Origin of the sequence: Microbacterium sp. NPDC079356 (genome assembly GCF_049545465.1) — a bacterium.
Taxonomy (GTDB): Bacteria; Actinomycetota; Actinomycetes; order Actinomycetales; family Microbacteriaceae; genus Microbacterium; species Microbacterium gawkjiense.
Map to the genome: position 1 here is coordinate 73,146 of NZ_JBMWDN010000007.1, position 18,886 is coordinate 92,031.

At 70.6% G+C, this 18,886-nt stretch carries 19 protein-coding genes; 12 read left to right on the plus strand and 7 right to left on the minus strand.

Going from position 1 to position 18,886, the window contains the following annotated elements; genetic code table 11:
* Positions 1-6: 6 nt before the first annotated feature.
* The 7 genes from yidC (at position 7) to ACPEH0_RS13720 (ending at position 5,780) form a co-directional block, all read left to right on the plus strand.
* Positions 7-1,101 (plus strand): membrane protein insertase YidC, encoded by a 1,095-nt coding sequence (gene yidC / locus ACPEH0_RS13690; protein WP_366214458.1) that lies wholly within the window; start codon positions 7-9, stop codon positions 1,099-1,101.
* Positions 1,102-1,121: 20 nt separating this feature from the next.
* On the plus strand, positions 1,122-1,625 hold the full coding sequence (locus tag ACPEH0_RS13695; protein WP_366214420.1) for a protein jag: 504 nt from the start codon (positions 1,122-1,124) through the stop codon (positions 1,623-1,625).
* On the plus strand, positions 1,618-2,262 hold the full coding sequence (gene rsmG, locus ACPEH0_RS13700; protein WP_366214419.1) for a 16S rRNA (guanine(527)-N(7))-methyltransferase RsmG: 645 nt from the start codon (positions 1,618-1,620) through the stop codon (positions 2,260-2,262). The genes ACPEH0_RS13695 and rsmG overlap by 8 nt, the downstream gene beginning before the upstream one ends.
* Before the next feature lie 175 nt (positions 2,263-2,437).
* Entirely contained in the window at positions 2,438-3,367 is a 930-nt protein-coding gene (locus tag ACPEH0_RS13705; RefSeq protein WP_308210405.1) for a ParA family protein, read from the plus strand.
* Positions 3,367-4,353, plus strand: coding sequence for a ParB/RepB/Spo0J family partition protein (locus ACPEH0_RS13710; RefSeq protein ID WP_253035468.1), 987 nt, complete (start codon positions 3,367-3,369; stop codon positions 4,351-4,353). The genes ACPEH0_RS13705 and ACPEH0_RS13710 overlap by 1 nt, the downstream gene beginning before the upstream one ends.
* A gap of 39 nt (positions 4,354-4,392) precedes the next feature.
* A complete protein-coding gene (locus ACPEH0_RS13715; protein ID WP_217528881.1) occupies positions 4,393-4,728 on the plus strand; it encodes a tryptophan synthase subunit alpha in 336 nt (111 codons plus the stop codon).
* Positions 4,729-4,751: 23 nt separating this feature from the next.
* Positions 4,752-5,780, plus strand: coding sequence for a hypothetical protein (locus tag ACPEH0_RS13720; protein WP_366214418.1), 1,029 nt, complete (start codon positions 4,752-4,754; stop codon positions 5,778-5,780).
* Positions 5,781-5,790: 10 nt separating this feature from the next.
* On the opposite strand, the gene trxA is transcribed toward ACPEH0_RS13720, so the two are convergent.
* The 4 genes from trxA to ACPEH0_RS13740 form a co-directional block, all read right to left on the minus strand.
* Positions 5,791-6,114 carry a thioredoxin gene (gene trxA, locus ACPEH0_RS13725; RefSeq protein WP_217528877.1) on the minus strand — a complete coding sequence of 108 codons (324 nt, stop codon included), beginning with the start codon at positions 6,112-6,114 and terminating at the stop codon, positions 5,791-5,793.
* A gap of 74 nt (positions 6,115-6,188) precedes the next feature.
* Positions 6,189-7,169 (minus strand): thioredoxin-disulfide reductase, encoded by a 981-nt coding sequence (trxB, locus tag ACPEH0_RS13730; RefSeq protein WP_061018795.1) that lies wholly within the window; start codon positions 7,167-7,169, stop codon positions 6,189-6,191.
* Between the two features lie 85 nt (positions 7,170-7,254).
* Complete coding sequence (murJ, locus tag ACPEH0_RS13735; RefSeq protein ID WP_366214457.1) at positions 7,255-8,874, minus strand: murein biosynthesis integral membrane protein MurJ; 1,620 nt, start codon at positions 8,872-8,874, stop codon at positions 7,255-7,257.
* Positions 8,874-10,943, minus strand: a complete 2,070-nt coding sequence (locus tag ACPEH0_RS13740; RefSeq protein WP_366214417.1) for a DUF6049 family protein — start codon at positions 10,941-10,943, stop codon at positions 8,874-8,876. The genes murJ and ACPEH0_RS13740 overlap by 1 nt, the downstream gene beginning before the upstream one ends.
* A gap of 107 nt (positions 10,944-11,050) precedes the next feature.
* Between ACPEH0_RS13740 and ACPEH0_RS13745 the strand changes: the two genes are divergently transcribed.
* Both ACPEH0_RS13745 and ACPEH0_RS13750 read left to right on the plus strand, forming a co-directional pair.
* On the plus strand, positions 11,051-12,574 hold the full coding sequence (locus ACPEH0_RS13745) for a DUF7059 domain-containing protein (RefSeq protein WP_366214416.1): 1,524 nt from the start codon (positions 11,051-11,053) through the stop codon (positions 12,572-12,574).
* Positions 12,575-12,612: 38 nt separating this feature from the next.
* A complete protein-coding gene (locus ACPEH0_RS13750; protein WP_366214414.1) occupies positions 12,613-14,040 on the plus strand; it encodes a CCA tRNA nucleotidyltransferase in 1,428 nt (475 codons plus the stop codon).
* A gap of 18 nt (positions 14,041-14,058) precedes the next feature.
* On the opposite strand, the gene ACPEH0_RS13755 is transcribed toward ACPEH0_RS13750, so the two are convergent.
* From ACPEH0_RS13755 to ACPEH0_RS13765, 3 genes are all read right to left on the minus strand, one after another.
* On the minus strand, positions 14,059-14,256 hold the full coding sequence (locus tag ACPEH0_RS13755; protein ID WP_064002794.1) for a helix-turn-helix transcriptional regulator: 198 nt from the start codon (positions 14,254-14,256) through the stop codon (positions 14,059-14,061).
* Positions 14,257-14,258: 2 nt separating this feature from the next.
* Positions 14,259-14,735 (minus strand): hypothetical protein, encoded by a 477-nt coding sequence (locus ACPEH0_RS13760; protein WP_217528867.1) that lies wholly within the window; start codon positions 14,733-14,735, stop codon positions 14,259-14,261.
* A 77-nt stretch (positions 14,736-14,812) separates the two neighbouring features.
* A complete protein-coding gene (locus ACPEH0_RS13765; protein ID WP_366214413.1) occupies positions 14,813-15,205 on the minus strand; it encodes a DUF6992 family protein in 393 nt (130 codons plus the stop codon).
* A gap of 187 nt (positions 15,206-15,392) precedes the next feature.
* Between ACPEH0_RS13765 and ACPEH0_RS13770 the strand changes: the two genes are divergently transcribed.
* The 3 genes from ACPEH0_RS13770 (at position 15,393) to ACPEH0_RS13780 (ending at position 18,821) form a co-directional block, all read left to right on the plus strand.
* Complete coding sequence (locus tag ACPEH0_RS13770; RefSeq protein WP_366214412.1) at positions 15,393-16,706, plus strand: GAF domain-containing protein; 1,314 nt, start codon at positions 15,393-15,395, stop codon at positions 16,704-16,706.
* Between the two features lie 169 nt (positions 16,707-16,875).
* Entirely contained in the window at positions 16,876-18,423 is a 1,548-nt protein-coding gene (exaC, locus tag ACPEH0_RS13775) for an acetaldehyde dehydrogenase ExaC (RefSeq protein ID WP_217528861.1), read from the plus strand.
* 11 nt (positions 18,424-18,434) lie between these two features.
* Complete coding sequence (locus ACPEH0_RS13780) at positions 18,435-18,821, plus strand: DUF779 domain-containing protein (RefSeq protein WP_217528859.1); 387 nt, start codon at positions 18,435-18,437, stop codon at positions 18,819-18,821.
* The last annotated feature ends 65 nt before the right edge of the window (positions 18,822-18,886 follow it).

Below are 18,886 nucleotides of genomic sequence, written 5' to 3' on the forward strand. Positions count from 1 at the left end.
TCCGTGATGGATCTCTTCGCCTCGGCGACCCTCCCGCCGCTCCCGAACCCGACGACACCCGAACCCGGTGATCCTGACTTCTTCAGCATCATCCTGTGGCCGTTCAAGTTCGTCGTCGAGGCGATCCTCGTCTTCTGGCACTGGATCTTCACGTCGATCGGACTGGCACCGGATGCCGGCCTCACCTGGGTTTTGTCCATCATCGGGCTCGTCATCGTCGTGCGTGCCGCGCTCATCCCGCTGTTCGTGCGGCAGATCAAGAGCCAGCGCAAGATGATGGAACTCGCGCCCGAGATGCGCAAGATCCAGGAGCGGTACAAGGGCAAGCGCGACCAGCTGTCGCGCGAGGCCATGAGTCGCGAGACCATGGCGATGTACAAGAAGCACGGTACGACGCCGCTGTCGAGCTGTCTGCCACTGCTGGTGCAGATGCCGATCCTCCTCGGCATGTTCTACACGCTCAGCGAGGTGAAGCGTCACGCGGAGTGGGGTGTGGGTGGCACCGGCCTGCTGAACGCTACCCTGACGCGCGAGTTCTACAACGCCGAGCTGTTCGATGTCGCACCGCTGCACGTCAACATGATCGACGCGATCAACACGAGTCAGACGGCGACCGTCGTGATCCTGGTGATCCTCGTGATCCTGATGATCCTGTCGCAGTTCTTCACGCAGCTGCAGATCATCTCGAAGAACCTCTCCCCCGAGGCCAAGACCGGCCAGGCCTACCAGATGCAGCGGATCATGCTGTACGTCCTGCCGCTGGCGTTCATCTTCTCGGGTGTGTTCTTCCCGCTCGGCGTCGTCATGTACTGGTTCACCTCGAACATCTGGACCATGGTCCAGCAGTTCGTCGTCATCCGGAACCTCCCGACCCCCGGGTCGGAGGCGGCCAAGGCGCGCGAGGAGCGGCTCGCGAAGAAGGGCAAGGCTCTCGACCCGAGCGGCAAGGTCATCCCCCTCGCCAAGTACGAGGCCGAGCAGCAGCGCCTGTTCGAGGAGGCCGAGCGCGCGAAGGCGCAGGCCCCCAAGCGCCAGCAGCCGGTGAGCAAGCAGCGCGCGAAGAAGCAGGCTCAGAAAGGCAAGCAGGACGGCACGTCCTGACGAGGACCGAAGGATCGATCATGACGACCACTGACCAGACCCCCGGCGCTCGCGCTGTGCCCACCGTCGACGAGCTCGAGCAGGAAGGCGACATCGCCGCCGACTTCGTCGAGGGCATCCTCGACATCGCGGACATCGACGGCGACCTGACGCTCGACGTGCGCGCCGGCCGCGCGTACGTGTCCGTCGAGAACGAGCAGCCCGACGCACTCTCGCTCCTGTCCGACCCCGAGACGGTGCAGGCGCTGCAGGAGCTGACCCGCATCGCGGTGCAGACCAAGACCGGTCGGTTCTCGCGCCTCATCCTGGATGTGGGCGGATCGCGCGAAGCGCGACGCGCGCAGCTGCAGAAGCTCGTGGAGCGTGCGCTGGAGCGCCTCGACGACGGTGCCTCGCAGGCATCCCTGCCGCCGATGTCCAGCTACGAACGCAAGCTCGTGCATGACATCGCCGCGGAGCACGGCCTGGTGTCGGAGTCCTACGGCGAAGGCGCCGATCGCCACACCGTTCTGCGCCGTGGCTGACGTTTCACGTGAAACACCCGAGCGCGAACCGGATGCCGCGGCATCCGTCTTCGGCGATCGGATCGATCTCGCTCGTCGCTTCACCGACGCGCTGATCGCCCAGGGCGAGGAGCGCGGTCTCATCGGACCACTCGAACTCCCCCGCATCTGGACCCGGCACATCCTCAACAGTGCGGTCGCTGCGCCGCTGTTCACGGCCGGATCCCGCGTCGGTGACATCGGTTCCGGCGCCGGTCTGCCGGGACTCGTGCTCGCCATCGCACGTGCTGACGTCCGCTGGGTGCTCATCGAGCCGATGGAGCGCCGCATCGCGTGGCTGACGGAGCAGACGGACGAGCTCGGGCTCGACAACGTCGAGATCGTCCGCGCACGCGGCGAGGATTGGACCGAGGGTGCTGTGTTGGATGCGGTGACCGCCCGCGCCGTGAGCGCGTTCCGCACCCTCATCCCGATCACTGCGCCGTTGGTGCGGGACGGCGGGGAGCTGGTCCTGCTCAAAGGTGCCAACGCAGCGAACGAGATCTCCGCCGCGGAAAAGGCGATTCGGAAGTTCCGGTTATCGGATGTCCGGGTCGAACCCGTCGGCGACGGTGTCGTCGCCGAGTCGACGCGCGTCATCCGCGCCACCGTGCGCTGATAACAGCCGGCGATGTTTCACGTGGAACATCGAGCGGCCTGCAACGTCGGCGAACGTTTCACGTGAAACGTGCGGAGCGCAGGTTCCCTGTTTCACGTGAAACGACGATCGGCGCCGGAGGCTGACGGAGGCCTCGACTACAGTGGGAACGTCCTCGACACGACAGGAGTAACAGGTGCCGGATTCGGAGAACACCACCTCTCCCGCACCCTTCTCTTTCGACGACAGTCCGATCGCCCGCGAATTGGCGGATCTGACGTCGCGCAGGAAGGTCCTCGCCGAGGTGAAGGTCGAGTTCGACGGCTCCACCCGCGTCTTCACGGTGTCGAACCAGAAGGGCGGCGTGGGGAAGACCACGACGACCGTCAACCTGGCGGCGGGGCTCGCCTCCGTCGGTGCGCGCGTGCTCGTCATCGATCTCGACCCGCAGGGGAACTCGTCGACGGCGCTCGGCATCCCGCACAGCGCCGACGTCGCGAGCATCTACGACGTCCTCATCGATGAGGAGCCGCTCGCGGACGTGATCCAGACGAGCCCGGAGTCGCCGAATCTGCTCTGTGCACCGTCGACCATCCATCTCGCCGGCGCGGAGATCGAGCTCGTCTCCCAGGTCGCGCGGGAGCACCGTCTGCGGACGGCCCTGGATACCTACCTGGCGGACAACCACGTCGATTACGTGTTCATCGACTGCCCGCCGTCGCTCGGACTTCTCACGATCAACGCTTTCACGGCTGCGACCGAGGTCCTCATCCCGATCCAGTGCGAGTACTACGCGCTCGAGGGACTGAGTCAGCTGCTGGGGAGCGTCTCGATGATCCAGAAGCACCTCAACCCCGCCCTGCACCTGTCCACCATCCTGCTGACCATGTACGACGGGCGGACCCGACTCGCGCAGCAGGTCGCTGACGAGGTGCGCACGCACTTCCCCGACCGGGTGCTGACCACCGTCATCCCGCGGTCGGTCCGTGTCTCCGAGGCCCCGAGCTTCGGGCAGACGGTCATCGCCTACGACGGACAGTCCGCGGGCGCCGTGGCGTACCGCGAGGCGGCGGTCGAGATCGCGCGGCGCGGTCTCGCACAGAACTCAGAAGAAGGAGCCCACTGATGGCCAAGCGAACCGGACTGGGCCGGGGCATCGGAGCCCTCATCCCCACGCAGGACTCGTCGGAGGCACGTCCCGTGGACGTGTTCTTCCCGGGAGCGTCGCTGCCCGCAGCCGACGCCGACGGATCGAACCAGGATGCCGCACCCGCGGAGACTCCGGCGGGGGAGGATGAGCTCGTCGCCGTTCCCGGAACGCGTCTGATCGAGGTCGACCCGAACGAGATCGTCCCCAACCCGCGCCAGCCGCGCACGAACTTCGACGCGGACGACCTCGCCGAGCTCGTGCACAGCGTCCGCGAGTTCGGTGTGCTGCAGCCGGTCGTCGTGCGGCGCAACGAGGACGGCGCGTACGAGCTCATCATGGGCGAGCGCCGCACGCGCGCTGCCCGCGAAGCCGGCCTGACCGCGATCCCGGCGGTCCTGCGGGAGACCGAGGACGAGCACCTGCTGCGCGACGCGCTGCTCGAGAACCTGCACCGTTCGCAGCTGAACCCGCTCGAAGAGGCGTCCGCCTACCAGCAGCTCCTCGAGGACTTCGGGATCACCCAGGAGGAGCTGGCGACGCGCATCGGGCGATCGCGTCCGCAGATCAGCAACACGATCCGGCTGCTCAAGCTCCCCGTGCCCGTGCAGCAGCGCGTCGCGGCCGGCGTGCTCAGCGCCGGCCACGCCCGCGCCATCCTCTCGGTCGACGACGCCGACCACATGCAGCGCCTGGCCGACAAGATCGTGAACGAGGATCTCTCGGTGCGCGCCGCGGAGGCAGCCGCCAAGACGATCGGCAATCGGGTGCGTCCGCTCCCCAAGGCCGGCACGCGCCGTGCGCACCTCGACGACGTCGCGGAGCGGCTGGGGGACCGGCTCAACACAAAGGTGAAGATCTCGCTGACGGCAAGGAAAGGCCAGATCAGCATTGATTTCGCGACGATCCAGGATCTCAACCGCATCCTCGGTGAGCTCGGCGAGACGGAGTTCGGCGGCTCCTGATCGGGGCCGGACGTCGGGAGGCGAGCGTAGGCTGGAGGGGTGAGCGATCGCCCCAACCTCCCCCGACGCGCGAGCCTCGAGGTGCTGCGCGCGGAGGCGTCGGACGAGTTGTCGGTGTTAGTCGAGGAGCGGCTGCGCGACGGTGAGGATCCCTGGGCCTTCATGGAGGATCTGCCCTCGGTCGACGAGCTGGTCGTGCTCACCCTGCGGGCGGAGAACATCGCGGCCGACGGGGGGCAGCGTCCGAGCCAGGCGCGGAACTACCGTGTGCTGCGGCAGATCGCCCTGGATTACCCCGCGCTGAGCGCGGCCGTCTGGCGCCTGCTCGGCAGCGAGCCGCATCGGACGTGGAACGTCTCGGTCCGAGCCTCCTGACCGTTCCACGTGAAACGTCGCCAATGGACGAACTGACGATCGCCACGATCGACATCGCCCCGTCGCGGACAGTCCTCACCATCGATGCGGTGCGCGCCGCGCTCCGACAACGGGGGATACCCGCCGTCGTCGGCGACGAGGACGGCACCGTGATCGCGCGCGTGGCCCTCACGCCCGACGGCCAGGTGGTCGTCGCGTCCGACGGCACGGTCACGAGCACCGCACCCGAGTCGGTGCTGGACTCCCTCGCGGCGGAATGGTGGGCCGACGTGCTGCTCGAATCCGACGGCCTCTTCCTCGTCGGGCGCGGGCGGGATGCCGCAGACCCGCCGCCGTCGACGCCACCGGTCCGAGAACTCCCGTTCCGGGTCTACGTGCTGCTGGGCGAGCGTGTTACCGGTCTCACCTCGCTCGCGCAGCAGCTCGAGGCATCCGTCACCGTCGCCGAGGTCGACGGAGCGGCCATCGTCGTGGCGCACGGGCACGTCCGGGACTCCTGGCCGCCGGCGCAGCGCCCCATGGTCGCGCTCACCCGCACGCGGACGGGCCTCACGATGGAGGTGTTCAGCGCCGCCGGACTCGCGGCGCTGCCGGAGAAGGAGCGGATGCGGGGGCGCGGCATCCCGGATCTGACGCTGTCGTGGCCGGCACGATGGGTGCCGGTCCTGCCGGAGGAGGGGTGGACGGGGGAGGTGCAGCGGATGCTGCGCACGGCCGCCGTCGAGCGGATGCCGGAACTCGTCGACGACCGGCCCGTCCTCGACGAGCTGCGGGTGACACCTGCCGACCTGGAGCGACTTCGCCGCTGCGACAACGATGACGACCTCCCCGGTCACCTCACCCGGCTCTTGCGTCTGCCGGCGGTCGTCGAGGACCTCGTCCGTGGCCGTGCCGACATCGCGGATCTGCCGGGTGCGCGCCGGAGCGAACGCACCGACGCGGGTCGACGCGCGTGGGAACTCGCGTCCCGTCCGTCGTGGTGGGCGCGGATGTTCCGGCGGCGCGGAAACGACGAAGGACCCGGCGACCGAGGTCGCGCGGGTCCTTCGTGACGTGGCGTGCTCAGCCGATGTAGTCGGCGAGGTCCTGCTCGAGGGCGAACTTCGGCTTGGCGCCGATGATCGTCTTCTCGACCTGACCCTTGTGGAAGACCTTCATCGCCGGGATCGACGTGATCTGGTACTCCAGGGCGAGCTGCGGGTTCTCGTCGACGTTGAGCTTCAGAACCGTGATCTTCTCGGGGTTCTCGGTCTGGATCTCGTCGAGGATGGGGCCGACCATGCGACAGGGTCCGCACCACGCCGCCCAGAAGTCCACCAGGACGGGGCCTTCGGCGTCGATGACGTCCTGCTGCCAGGTGCTCTCACTCGTGGCCTTGGCGGTCATATGTCTGTCTCCTTAGGAATCGACACGTGGGTGTCAGAGGGGAAAACGCAGCGGATGCCGCAATTGTTCCGCGCTCAGGCGGGGGTCGGCAGCCCGTCGATCAGTGCGGCGTCCTGCGCGGGGGCACCCGCGTCGCCGCGCGCGGCGAGGTAGTGCTCGAGGTCGAGGGCGGCGACCGTGCCGCTGCCGGCAGCGGTGACGGCCTGGCGGTAGGTCGGGTCGATGACGTCACCGGCGGCGAAGACACCGGGGACGGAGGTCTTCGAGGTGCGGCCATCGACCCACACGGTGCCGTGCTCGGTGATGTCGAGGACGTTGTGCACGAGGTGCGTGCGGGGGTCATAGCCGATCGCGACGAACACGCCGTCGAGGGCGAGGTCGCGCTCGGACCCGTCGACGGTGTCGCGCAGACGCACGCCGGTCACGGCATCCTCACCCAGGACGTCGATGACCTCGGCGTTCCAGACGAACTCGATCTTCTCGTTGGCCTTGGCGCGGTCCTGCATGATCTTCGAGGCGCGCAGCTCGTCGCGACGGTGGATCACGTAGACCTTCGAGGCGAACTTCGTGAGGAACGTCGCCTCCTCCATCGCGGAGTCGCCGCCGCCGACGACGGCGATGACCTTCTCGCGGAAGAAGAAGCCGTCGCACGTGGCGCAGTACGAGACGCCACGGCCCGACAGGCGGGTCTCGCCCTCGATGCCGATCTTGCGGGGCGCGGAACCGGTGGCGAACACGATCGCCTCGGCCTCGTGCGTCTCGCCGCGGCCGAGCGTGACGGTCTTGATGTCGCCCGAGACGTCGAGCGACACGACGTCGTCGTAGACGACCTCGGCGCCGAACTTCTCGGCCTGCTCCTGCATCTTGGTCATGAGGTCGGGGCCCATGATGCCCTCGGGGAACCCGGGGAAGTTCTCGACCTCGGTCGTGTTCATTAGCTCTCCGCCGGCCTCGACCGAGCTGGCGACGACGAGGGGCGACAGGTTCGCGCGCGCCGCGTAGATCGCCGCGGTGTAGCCCGCCGGACCCGAGCCGATGATGATGACCTTGCGCACGATGAATCCTCTCTTCGTCTGGGCGATGTTCGCGCCCTGACAGTTCAACCCATGGTAGCCGCGTGGCATTCCACGGACCGGGGGCTCACCGGCCCGGCAGGAAGCGGCGGACGGCACGGAACGCGACGCCCAGCTCGGGAGTGCGAAACAGGGCCAGGATGCCGCCGTAGACCAGCAGTGTCACACCGCCGATGAGAGCGGCGCCGAAGAATCCGGGGAGACGCTCGGAGACGGCCCACCCCTCGACCCCGCCGAGAAGGAGGAAGACGGCCCACCCCGCGGCCGCTGCAGGGACGGCCGCGAGCAGGAAGCGCAGGACTCCGCGGAACGCCGCACCGAAACCGAGCGGACCGATCTTCCGCCGCAGGAGGGTGATCGCGAGTGCGAACTGCAGGATGTTCGCCACGGACTGTCCGAGGGCGATCGCGAAGGCGAGCCAGGTCAGGGGCAGGATGCCGGCGTGGACGAGCGCCGACGCGGCCAGAGCCGTCGCGATGACCAGCGCCGCCTGCACGAGCGTGTACACGAAGGGGGTGCGGGTGTCCTTGAGGGCGTAGAAGGTGCGCTGGATGCCGAACTGGAACGACAGCGGCAGGAGCGCGAGCAGGTACGCGCCCAGGACCCAGGCGAAGGCGACGGCGTTGTCCGGCGATGTCGTGAACAAGCGCGCCAGCGGCACGGAGGCCACGGCCATCGCGGCGAGGATGCCGACCATGAAGATGCCGACGGTCCGGGTGAGGGAGGACAGGTCGGCGGTGACCGCATCCGTCCGTCCCTCCGCGACGTGCTCGCTGAGCTTCGTGTAGTACGGGGTCCCGAGGGAGAGGACGATCACGGAGAACGGGAGCATGAACAGCAGCCAGGCGTTCTGCAGCGTCGCACCGGCCGCCGCGGGACCCGAGGCGGCGCCCACGATGTTGATCTGGAAGGCGCCGGCGATCTGCCCGACGACGACCATGAGGAACGTCCAGCCGGCGAGGCGGCCGATCTGACGGAGGCCGATGCCCCGCCAGCCGAAGTCGGGCCGCACGTGCAATCCCGCTCGCCGCCAGAACAGGAACAGGATGCCGGCCTGCACGACGATCCCGAGGGTCGCGGTGCCGCCCATCAGCGCGATCATGCCCGCCGTCCAGCCCGAGGCCGACTCGTAGGTGCCGAACAGCACGATGAAGACGCCGAAGCCCGCGATCGAGATCAGGTTGTTCACGATCGGCGACCAGGCGAACGGCCCGAAGATGCGATTCGCGTTGAGGATCTCGCCCACGAGCGCGTACAGCCCGTAGAAGAGCAGCTGCGGCAGACACCAGTAGGCGAGGGCGAGGGTGAGCGTCTTCGCCGCCGGGTCGGTGAACCTCCCCGCGTAGATCTCCACGAGCACGGGCGCCGCCACGACGGCGACGATCGTGACGACCAGCAGGGCGAGGACGCCCAGGGTCAGCAGTTTCGACACGAAGGCGCTGCCGCGGTCGTCGTGCGTCTTCACGGCCTTGACGATCTGCGGGACGATCACGCCGGCGAGGAGCCCCGAGGAGATGAGCGCGAACACCGAGTTCGGCAGCTGGTTCGCGATCGCGAACGAGTCCGCAGCCTTCGCGCCGACGGTGCCGACGGCGACCGTGAGCACGATGTTGCGGATGAGTCCCGTGATGCGGGACGCCATGGTACCGGCGGCGACGGTGGCGCTCGCGCGTCCGAGGCCGGCCATCACGGGGCCACCGGCATCCGCTTGCGCCGTCGGACCGTCCGGACGACACCGAAGACGAGGAGGGCGGACACGAGGACGATGAGGATGACGAGGGCCACCGACTCCCATTCGGCGCGCACCGACACCTCGACGGTCTCGCTCCGCCCGATCTCGACGCCGGACGGGGTGCGCAGCTGCAGGTCGACGGAGGATTCGCCGCTGCCCACGAGGGCGGAGACGGGGATCGCGACGCGGCTGGTCTGCTGGGCGCCGATCTCGACCTCGGTCGTCGACTCGATCACCAGACGCGCGTCACCGGGCGAGGCGAGCAGGTCGACACGGGCCGGCCACGGCAGGTCGTTGCGGACGGTGAAGACGAGGGGCGCGGAGGCCCCGGCGAGGGTGATGGGGCCGCCGAGGACGAGGGCGACACCGTCGGTCCACGAGGCGATGCGCTCGCGCTGCGCCTGGATCGCGGCATCCCATCCCTCGCGGTCGTCGAGCCACGCGTTTCCGAGCAGCTGCAGCTCGGTCGCCCGCACCGACGAGGTGAGCAGCGTCGGGTCGTCGAGCACACCCGAGATGCGCTGCAGACCGCCGTGCGCGGCGCGGAACCCGTCGATCACCGCGACGCGGTCCTGGTCGGCGGGGACGGAATCGACGTCGACCGCGGCGGCGGGAGCCGCGAGGAGGCCGTCGAGGTCGGTCGCCGTCCAGCCGGGGAGCCCGGTCGCCGCGTCGATCGCGCCGCGCAGGGCGGCCTGGGACCGACCGTTCGAGCGGTCGACCGTGACGAGCAGGGGGTCGGCGAGGTCGCCCACGGCCACCCGGGCCGTGAACTCCGCCAGGAGCGCTCCGCGGGCGGTGTCGGCATCGGTCGCGGAGGCGTCCTCGAGCAGGCGCGAGAGGCCGGCGTCGTAGAGGAGCAGGTCCGTGTCGGCCGAGACCGCGTGCGCCCCGGCATCCGATCGCACCACCGAGCTCGGCAGGAGCGTGACGGGCGGGTCATCGCCGCCCGTCACGGCACCCAGGGCGGCGACGGTCTCGGCGCCGGCCGTTCCGGTCGCGGGCCAGAAGACGCTGTCGCGGTCGGCGCCGACGTCGAACAGCTCCTCGAGCGTGGGGAGGGTCGGTTCCTCGGGGGTCGGCGTCGGGGTCGGGGTCGCCTCGCCGTCGACCGCGGGGGCGCCGAAGTCGGTGGGGTCGAGGTAGGCCGCGAACGAGACCGGCCGGAGGGGGGATGCCTCGCCCGCGCCGATCTGCGCGGCGAGATCGGCGTCGCCGTACTGCAGCGCGAACCGGTCGTTCGGGAGCGCGATCAGGTCGTCGAGCCACGCGACCGCGTCGGCCGGCGCCGCGGAGCCCAGGGCGCGGATCGAGGCGGTGATCGCGGGATCCACGGCGAGGATCGCCGGCGTGCCCGTCACGGCATCCACCTGCTCGCGCAGGTCGCCCCCCTCGGCGGTGAGTTCGGACAGTTGATCGGAGCTGAGGACGCCGGTGGACTGCGGCCCCGCGGTGATGGGCACGACGACGCCGATCTGACGAGCCGGTGCGCCGGTGTCGGGGACGACGAGGACGGTCCGCGCGCGGAGACTGTCCTCGCCGGTGCCGTAGACAGCCCGGACCGGGTACACGCCCGGGTCGAGGTCGTCGATGGGGGCATCGCCCGCGTCGATCGTGAGCGCGGCGGATGCCGACTGCTCGGACGCGACCTCGGGCATCGCGATCTCGCCCACGTCGTCGAACGACGCGCCCGTCGAGCCGCTGTCGAGCCACGACGCGATCGCCGCGGTCGACACGAGGGGATCGGAGCCGATCCCCACGGTCGCCGCGCCGGCGGGGACGGCGTCCGGGCCCGGGTTGTCGGCCGTGAGGGTCAGGGTCAGATCGCCGGATGCGGGGACCACTCCGCCCGCGCCCGGCGCGAGGGTGGCGGTGACGGTCTCGTCGGGCGCGTCGTCGACCGCGGCGAAGGCCGCCGGGGCCGGGGCGGCGAGGGCGATCACGGCCGTCGCTGCCGCCGCCGTACGCAGCCACAGGGATCGGCGAGGCGGACGTCGGCCCGGAGCAGGCGAGATGAAGGTCATGAAGAGGTCGATTCCCGTGCGATCGATGACCGCACCATCGGGAGTGATTCTAGGGTCCCCGTCCTGCGGAGCCCCTGATTGGGCCCCGAGGCCGGTTGAATGGGACGGTGAGCGACATCCGGCATCCCGACCCGTCCACGACCGCCGCGCTCCGCGCCGACCTCGCCGCCGCCGGGTACACGGCCGACGCCGTCCGGGCCGCGTGGGGGCCGCTCGCCGACGACGGGATCGGCCGCGGCCTGCTCGCCCCTGCCCGCCGTGCCCTCGCGGGCCGCAGCGACGCGCTCGCGGTGCTGTGCCGCACGCTCTTCCTCGGCGACGCCGCGCCGGCCGCGGACCTCGACCGCGCGCTGCCGACCGCCGGGGTCGCGGGTCTCGTGACGCTCGGGATCGTGCGCGTCGAGTGCGGCACCGCGACACCGCTCGTGCTGCTGCGCCCGCAGGACTACACGGATGCCGCCGGCTCGGGGTGGTGGTGGATCGTGAGCGACCTCGACGAGGCGGCGCTGGGCGGCGCGCTGCCGACCGGGCACGTCCTGGGCGTCGGCGGCGCCTCGCTCACGCTCGCCGGTCTGCAACTCGACACCCCCGCGCGGCGCGTACTCGACGTCGGGACGGGATGCGGCATCCAGGCCCTGCGGGCGCGGCGGAGCGCGTCGAGCGTCGTCGCGACCGACGTGTCGGAGCGGGCGCTGCGGTTCACGCTGCTGAACGCCGCGCTCAACGACGTCGACAGCATCGAGGTGCGCCACGGCAGCCTGTTCGAGCCCGTCGCGGGCGAGGAGTTCGACCGCGTCGTCTCGAATCCCCCGTTCGTCATCACGCCGCGCGTCGCCGGGGTGCCCGAGTACGAATACCGGGATGCCGGTTTCGCGGGTGACGATCTCGTCGCGGCGTTCGTGTCGGGCGTCGGCGGGGTGCTCGCCCCCGGCGGGACGGCGCAGCTGCTCGGCAACTGGGAGTACCGCGACGGGCAGGACGGTCTCGACCGCGTGCGGGAGTGGGTCGCGGCATCCGCTCACCCGCTCGACGCATGGATCGTGGAACGCGAGCAGCTCGACCCGCTCGCCTACGCCGAACTGTGGGTGCGCGACGGCGGCACGGCGCCGGGGAGCCCCGACTACCCGCGGCTCATCGACGCGTGGCTCGGGGACTTCGCCGCGCGCGGGGTGACGGCGGTCGGCTTCGGGTACCTGCTGCTGCGACGGACGCCGATCGGGATGCCGCCCCTCGCCCGCTACGAGCGCGTCACCCAGCCGGTGCCCGGGGCCCTGGGGCCGCACCTGGCGGCCGCGCTCGCGGCGTGGGACCGCCTCGGGCTGCTCGACGACGACGGACTGGCCGAGGCGACCGCGGTCGTGGCGTCGGACGTCACCGAGGCCCGCCACCACCGCCCGGGCGCCGAGGAACCCTCGGTGATCGAGCTGCGCCAGGGCGCCGGGTTCGGGCGCGTGCTGAACGTCGACCCCGCACTGGCCGCCCTCGTCGGCGCGTGCGACGGCGACCTGCCGCTCGGCGTGCTCATCGACGCGATCGCCGACCTGCTCGAGGTGGATGCCGCCGCGCTCCGCGCCGACCTGCTGCCGCGCGTGCGCGAGCTGGCGTTCACGGGATTCCTGCGCGTGGTGTGAGGCGGGGGGCGCCGGATGCCGTCGGTAGGCTCGTAGGCATGCTGAACATGGCCGAGGGTCTCGCGCGCCTGGGCGCGCTCGCCGAGGCTCCCGTGTCGGCCACGCTCGCCCGCGCGTTCGCGGATGCCGGGTTCGAGCTCGCGATCGTCGGCGGACCCGTCCGCGACGCGCTGCTCGGCCGCACCGTCAACGACCTCGACTACACGACGAACGCGCGACCCGACGACATCCTGCGCATCGTGAAACCGCTCGCGACGGCGACGTGGGACATCGGCCGTGCGTTCGGCACGATCGGCGCGAAGATCAGGGGCGAGCAGGTCGAGATCACGACCTACCGCGCCGACAGCTACGACGGCGCGACCCGTAAACCCACCGTCGAGTTCGGCGACACCCTCGAGCAGGACCTCGTCCGCCGCGACTTCACGGTCAACGCGATGGCGCTCCGCATCCCGGGACCGTCGCTCGTCGACCCGACCGGCGGCGTCGAGGACCTCGTCGGCGGGTCGCTGCGCACCCCCACCGATCCGGACGTCAGCTTCGGCGACGACCCGCTCCGGATGCTGCGCGCCGCCCGCTTCGCGAGCCAGCTCGGCATGGACGTGCACCCTGCGACCCTCGAGGCGATGAGCCGGCTCGCGCCGAGCCTGTCGATCGTGAGCCCCGAGCGGATCCAGGGGGAGCTCGTGAAGCTCCTGTCGACGGAGGCGCCGGACCGCGGCATCCGTCTGCTCGTCGACACCGGCCTCATGGCGCTCTTCCTGCCCGAGGTCCCGGCCCTGCGGCTCGAGGTCGACGAGCACCACCACCACAAGGACGTGTACGAGCACTCGCTCACGGTGCTCGCGCAGGCGATCGACCTCGAGAAGCAGCGGCACCCGGGTCAGGCGCCCGACGTGACCCTGCGCCTCGCCGCGCTCCTGCACGACATCGGCAAGCCCGCAACCCGCAAGCTCGAGCCGGGCGGCGCGGTCAGCTTCCACCACCACGACGTCAAGGGCGCGCGGATGGCGCGCAAGCGGCTGCAGGCGCTGCGGTTCGACGGTGCGACGACGGATGCCGTGTGTCAGCTCATCGAGCAGCACCTGCGCTTCTTCGGGTACGCCGAGGGCGCGTGGACCGACTCGGCCGTCCGCCGGTACGTCCGCGACGCGGGCGAGCAGCTCGAGCGGCTGCACATCCTCACGCGCGCCGACGTGACGACCCGCAACAAACGCAAGGCGGCGCGGCTGCGAACCGCGTACGACGACATCGAGTCGCGCATCGCGGCGCTCGCCGAGGAGGAGGAGCTCAACGCGATGCGTCCCGAGCTCGACGGCAACCGGATCCAGGAGGTCCTCGGCATCCGTCCCGGTCGCGAGGTCGGCGAGGCGTACCGGTTCCTGCTCGACATCCGCCTCGACGAGGGGGTCATCGGAGCGGATGCCGCCGAGCAGCGCCTGCGCGAGTGGTGGGCCGCGCGGGGCTGAGCCCGTGCACGCGGCGGGTCACTCCCCGTCCGGCTCGAACACGGTCTCGATGGTCGTCTCGAACAGGCGGGCGATGCGGAACGCGAGCGGCAGGCTGGGGTCGAAGCGCCCGCGTTCGATGGAGATGATCGTCTGGCGCGAGACGCCGAGCTCGTCGGCGAGGCGCTGCTGCGACCAGCCGCGGTCCTGACGGAGTGCGGGCAGGGAGTTCTGCACGCTCAGCCCCGACGTCGCGCGATCAGATAGCGGATGCCGCAGCTGCCCATCGCGACGACGAGCACGCCGATCAGGGCGATGAGCATGTCGACGCGGATGCTGGTGATGGCGAAGAACGCCGTGCCGAGGCCCGTGATCAGCAGCGTGTCCGAGAACGCGCCCTGCGCGGCCTTGTCGTACCAGGCGCCCTCGATGGACTCCTCGGGGCGGTCGATCGCGCCGCGGATGGTCTCGCGATCGACGAGGAACGCCCACACCAGGCCGACGAGCGCCGGCAGGGTGACGACGGTGAAACCGATCCCGACGATGAACGGCGGGGTGGGGGCGTTCCACATCGCGCCGGCGATGACGCCGACCGCGACGGCGAGCACGAGGCCGGCCGGGATCGCGATCGCCATCGCGGGGGTGCGGCTGCCGCCGCGCAGGCGGCCCCATCGCGTGCGGTCGAGCTGTGGCGCGGTGTCGCCGATGCCGGTCATGATTCCCTCCGTCGTGTCAAGCTAACTTTACTGTCAAGTCAGCTTTACACGACGGGGGTGGGCGGCGCAAGACGACGTCAGAGGCGTCGCGCTGCGGTGAGGTCGATGACGAAGAGGACGGCACCCTGGATGACGATCGCGAGACCGTGTCCGCGGGCATCCGCCCGGCTCAGGCGCCCCCCGAACGAGGGCGTACGCGCCGCGAGGTGGGCGCCGGTGGCGACGTAACCGACGTCGAGCGCCGCGTTCACCAGGAGGATGCGGCGCAGCATCCGCTTCTTCGGGACGCTCCGCTGACGGCGGGTGAACGCCGCGAGACCGGCGTCGATCGCGCCCCACATCAGGTTCTGCAGGCCGAACGCGCGGGTGCGCGGGAACAGCGCGAGCGCGCCGCCGCCGACGACGGATGCCGTGCCCCACCGCGTCAGGCGACGGACGACGACGGCGGCGACGGACTTCGCGGAGCTCATGCCTTCATCATGGCCCGGCGGCGGGGCCCCGGGGCCGCTCGCCTGTCACGATCTGCGGCCGGCGACGGCGTGTCGTGACAGGCGAGCGCGGGTGGTCGCCTTGCCGCGGGCCGCCCCCGCCCTGTCGTTCCCGGGCAGGTCGACCTAGACTGACCGGCACCGCTCCTTCGACGATGATCGGAGCCCCATGAGCTCGCCGTGGTCCGCCCGGGTCGAGGTCGCGCCCGCCACCTCGCGCCTGCTGATCGAGCGTGCGCACGAGGAGCTCCTCGCCGGGAACGCCGGCGACCCGCGACTCGAGGACGTCCGGCCGCTGGTCCGGGAGTCGTGGCGCCGGTCGCTGGCCTCGGATGCCGCCGCCGAAGGGCTCCCGCGCCTCGACATGACGGCCGACGAGCTCGAGGCCTACCGGCGGGCGCATCCGCTCGCCGGGGTCATGGAGATGGTGCGATCGCTCCTGCTGCCCGGTTCCGCCGAGGACTCAGGTGTCATCGTCGCGGTCGGGGATGCCTCGGGTCGCCTCCTCTGGGTCGAGGGCGACCGCGGGGTGCGCACCCTCACCGGCGATATGGGATTCGTCGCCGGCGCGGACTGGGCCGAGGCATCCGTCGGCACGTCGGCGCCCGGCACGGCGCTCGCGCTCGACCGGGCGGTGCAGATCCGGCAGGCCGAGCATTTCAACCGCTTCGTGCAGCCGTGGTCGTGCACCGCGGCGCCGGTCCACGACCCCGAGACCCATCGCCTGCTCGGGGTGATCGACGTCACCGGCGGCAGCGAGGCCGTCACGCCGCAGGCGCAGTTGCTCGTCGACGCGACGGCGCGCGCCATCGAGAGCGAGCTGCTCGTCGGACGGCTGCGCTCCCGCGCCGAGGCGCCCCGGCGCCGAGCCCCCCGCGCCGCGACCGTCCGGCACGCGACCCTGCGGGTGCTGGGGCGCGACCGGGCGCTGCTCGAGACGGAGGGGGATGCCGCGGCATCCGTCCTCGAGCTCAGCGCACGACACGCGGAGATCCTGCTCATGCTCGCCAGCCACCGGGAAGGCCTGTCGGCCGAGGCGCTCGCCGACCTCGTCTACGGCGAGCCCGCGGTCGAGACCCTGCGTCCCGAGATGGTGCGGCTGCGCAGGGTGCTCGAGAAGCAGGCCCCGCAGCTCGTGCCGCTGTCGCGTCCGTACCGGCTGCCGGCGGAGCTCGAGACCGACGTGCAGCACGTCGTGTCGCTGCTCGACCGCGGGGCGCACCGCGTCGCGCTCGCCGCGTACACCGGACCGGTGCTGCCGGACTCCGTCGCGCCCGGGGTGGAGGAGCTGCGCACGTCGGTGCGGGCCACCCTGCGCGAGACGATGATCGGCGAGGCCGGCGTCGAGGCGCTGCTCGCCTACGCCGACAGCGCCGACGGGCGGGAGGATGCCGAGGTGCTCCGCCTGTGCCTGCGCCTGCTGCCGCCGCGCTCGCCGCGTCGCCCCGGGCTCGTCGCCCGGCTCGAGGCCCTCGGCGCCTGACGGGTCGTTCCCCTGTCGCAAACGGCAGGGCGCCGCGGCGTGTTGCGACAGGGGAAGGCGGGGACGGAGGGATGCCGGGGCGCAACCGGATGCAACGTTGCGCGGCGTAGCGTGCCGGCATCCGATCCGCGGCGACGTCGCCGCATCCATGTCCGTCGAAGGAGACAGCATGACCATCGTCGAAGAGGGCGTCTCGAGCGTCTACGCCGCACCCGGCCAGCGGGGCGCGGTCGCGGAGTACCGGGCGCGCTACGGCCACTACATCGGCGGCGAGTTCGTCGATCCGATCAAGGGCCAGTACTTCGAGAACATCACCCCCGTCACCGGCAAGCCGTTCTGCGAGGTCGGCCGCGGCACCGTGGAGGACATCGACCGCGCGGTCGACGTCGCGTGGAAGGCGTTCGCGTCGTGGAAGAAGACCACGCCCGCCGAGCGCGCCGTCATCCTCAACAAGATCGCCGACCGCATCGAGGAGAACCTCGAGAAGATCGCCGTCGCCGAGACGTGGGAGAACGGCAAGCCGGTGCGCGAGACGCTCGCCGCCGACATCCCGCTCGCCGTCGACCACTTCCGCTACTTCGCAGGTGTGCTCCGGGCTCAGGAGGGCTCGCTCAGCCAGATCGACGAGGACACCGTCGCCTACCACTTCCATGAGCCCCTCGGTGTGGTCGGCCAGATCATCCCGTGGAACTTCCCGATCCTCATGGCCACGTGGAAGCTCGCTCCCGCCCTCGCCGCGGGCAACTGCGTCGTGCTCAAGCCCGCCGAGCAGACCCCGGCATCCATCCTGTTCCTGTTCGAGATCATCGGCGACCTGCTTCCGGCGGGCGTCGTCAACATCGTGAACGGCTTCGGGATCGAGGCGGGCGCGCCGCTCGCGCAGCACAAGCGCATCCGCAAGGTCGCCTTCACCGGTGAGACCACGACCGGCCGGCTCATCATGCAGTACGCATCGCAGAACCTCATCCCCGTCACGCTCGAGCTCGGCGGCAAGAGCGCGAACGTCTTCTTCGACGACGTGGCGCGCGACCGCGACGCGTACTACGACAAGGCGCTCGAGGGCTTCACGTTCTTCGCGCTGAACCAGGGCGAGGTGTGCACGTGCCCGTCACGCGCTCTCATCCAGCGGTCGATCTACGACCAGTTCCTGGGCGACGGCCTCGACCGGGTCTCGAAGATCGTGCAGGGCAACCCGCTCGACCCGGCGACCATGATCGGTGCGCAGGCCTCCAACGACCAGCTGGAGAAGATCCTCAGCTACATCGACATCGGAAAGCAGGGCGGCGCCAAGCTGCTGGCCGGCGGTGAGCGGGTCGACCTCGGCGGCGACCTGAGCGGCGGATACTACGTCGCGCCGACGGTGTTCGAGGGCACGAACGACATGCGGATCTTCCAGGAGGAGATCTTCGGCCCGGTCGTCTCGGTGACGAGCTTCGACGACTTCGGCGACGCGATCGACATCGCCAACGACACCCTCTACGGTCTCGGTGCAGGCGTCTGGAGCCGCTCGGCTGACACCATGTACCGGGCGGGACGTGCGATCGAGGCCGGCCGTGTGTGGACGAACACGTACCACCAGTACCCCGCCCACGCGGCCTTCGGCGGGTACAAGCAGTCGGGCATCGGACGCGAGAACCACCTGAAGATGCTCGACCACTACCAGCAGACGAAGAACCTCCTCGTGTCGTACGCCGAAGGCGCGATGGGCTTCTTCTGAGCCGTCACCCCATGACCGACACCACCTACAGCAGGGTCGCCGTCTCGGACGAGGCGGCGGCCCTGCTGCGCACCCTCACCGCGCAGCACGGTCCGCTGATGTTCCATCAGTCGGGCGGATGCTGCGACGGCAGCAGCCCCATGTGCTACCCCGTGGGCATGTTCCTCACCGGCGCGGGCGACGTGAAACTCGGCGAGATCGACGCGGGCCTCGACGATCCGATCGAGGTGTACATGTCGGCATCCCAGTTCGAGTACTGGAAGTACACGCACCTCACGATCGACGTCGTTCCGGGACGCGGGGCGGGGTTCTCGGTCGAGGGGCCGACGGGGATGCGGTTCCTCATCCGGTCCCGGATGCTGACCGACGAGGAGCTCGCCGCCTTCGGGCTCGCCTGAACGCCCGACCACGACCGTTCACCCGGACGACACCTTCCGGTCACGCCCGCTTGTTTGGATCGCGG

What these genes read in the sequence shown, in the direction of transcription:
- yidC (WP_366214458.1), top strand. Translation starts at nt 7, where the DNA reads ATGGATCTCTTCGCCTCGGCGACCCTCCCGCCGCTCCCGAACCCGACG.
- ACPEH0_RS13695 (WP_366214420.1), top strand. Translation starts at nt 1,122, where the DNA reads ATGACGACCACTGACCAGACCCCCGGCGCTCGCGCTGTGCCCACCGTC.
- ACPEH0_RS13710 (WP_253035468.1), top strand. Translation starts at nt 3,367, where the DNA reads ATGGCCAAGCGAACCGGACTGGGCCGGGGCATCGGAGCCCTCATCCCC.
- ACPEH0_RS13720 (WP_366214418.1), top strand. Translation starts at nt 4,752, where the DNA reads ATGGACGAACTGACGATCGCCACGATCGACATCGCCCCGTCGCGGACA.
- trxA (WP_217528877.1), bottom strand. Translation starts at nt 6,114, where the DNA reads ATGACCGCCAAGGCCACGAGTGAGAGCACCTGGCAGCAGGACGTCATC.
- murJ (WP_366214457.1), bottom strand. Translation starts at nt 8,874, where the DNA reads ATGGCCGGCCTCGGACGCGCGAGCGCCACCGTCGCCGCCGGTACCATG.
- ACPEH0_RS13740 (WP_366214417.1), bottom strand. Translation starts at nt 10,943, where the DNA reads ATGACCTTCATCTCGCCTGCTCCGGGCCGACGTCCGCCTCGCCGATCC.
- ACPEH0_RS13750 (WP_366214414.1), top strand. Translation starts at nt 12,613, where the DNA reads ATGCTGAACATGGCCGAGGGTCTCGCGCGCCTGGGCGCGCTCGCCGAG.
- ACPEH0_RS13760 (WP_217528867.1), bottom strand. Translation starts at nt 14,735, where the DNA reads ATGACCGGCATCGGCGACACCGCGCCACAGCTCGACCGCACGCGATGG.
- ACPEH0_RS13765 (WP_366214413.1), bottom strand. Translation starts at nt 15,205, where the DNA reads ATGAGCTCCGCGAAGTCCGTCGCCGCCGTCGTCGTCCGTCGCCTGACG.
- ACPEH0_RS13770 (WP_366214412.1), top strand. Translation starts at nt 15,393, where the DNA reads ATGAGCTCGCCGTGGTCCGCCCGGGTCGAGGTCGCGCCCGCCACCTCG.
- exaC (WP_217528861.1), top strand. Translation starts at nt 16,876, where the DNA reads ATGACCATCGTCGAAGAGGGCGTCTCGAGCGTCTACGCCGCACCCGGC.
- ACPEH0_RS13780 (WP_217528859.1), top strand. Translation starts at nt 18,435, where the DNA reads ATGACCGACACCACCTACAGCAGGGTCGCCGTCTCGGACGAGGCGGCG.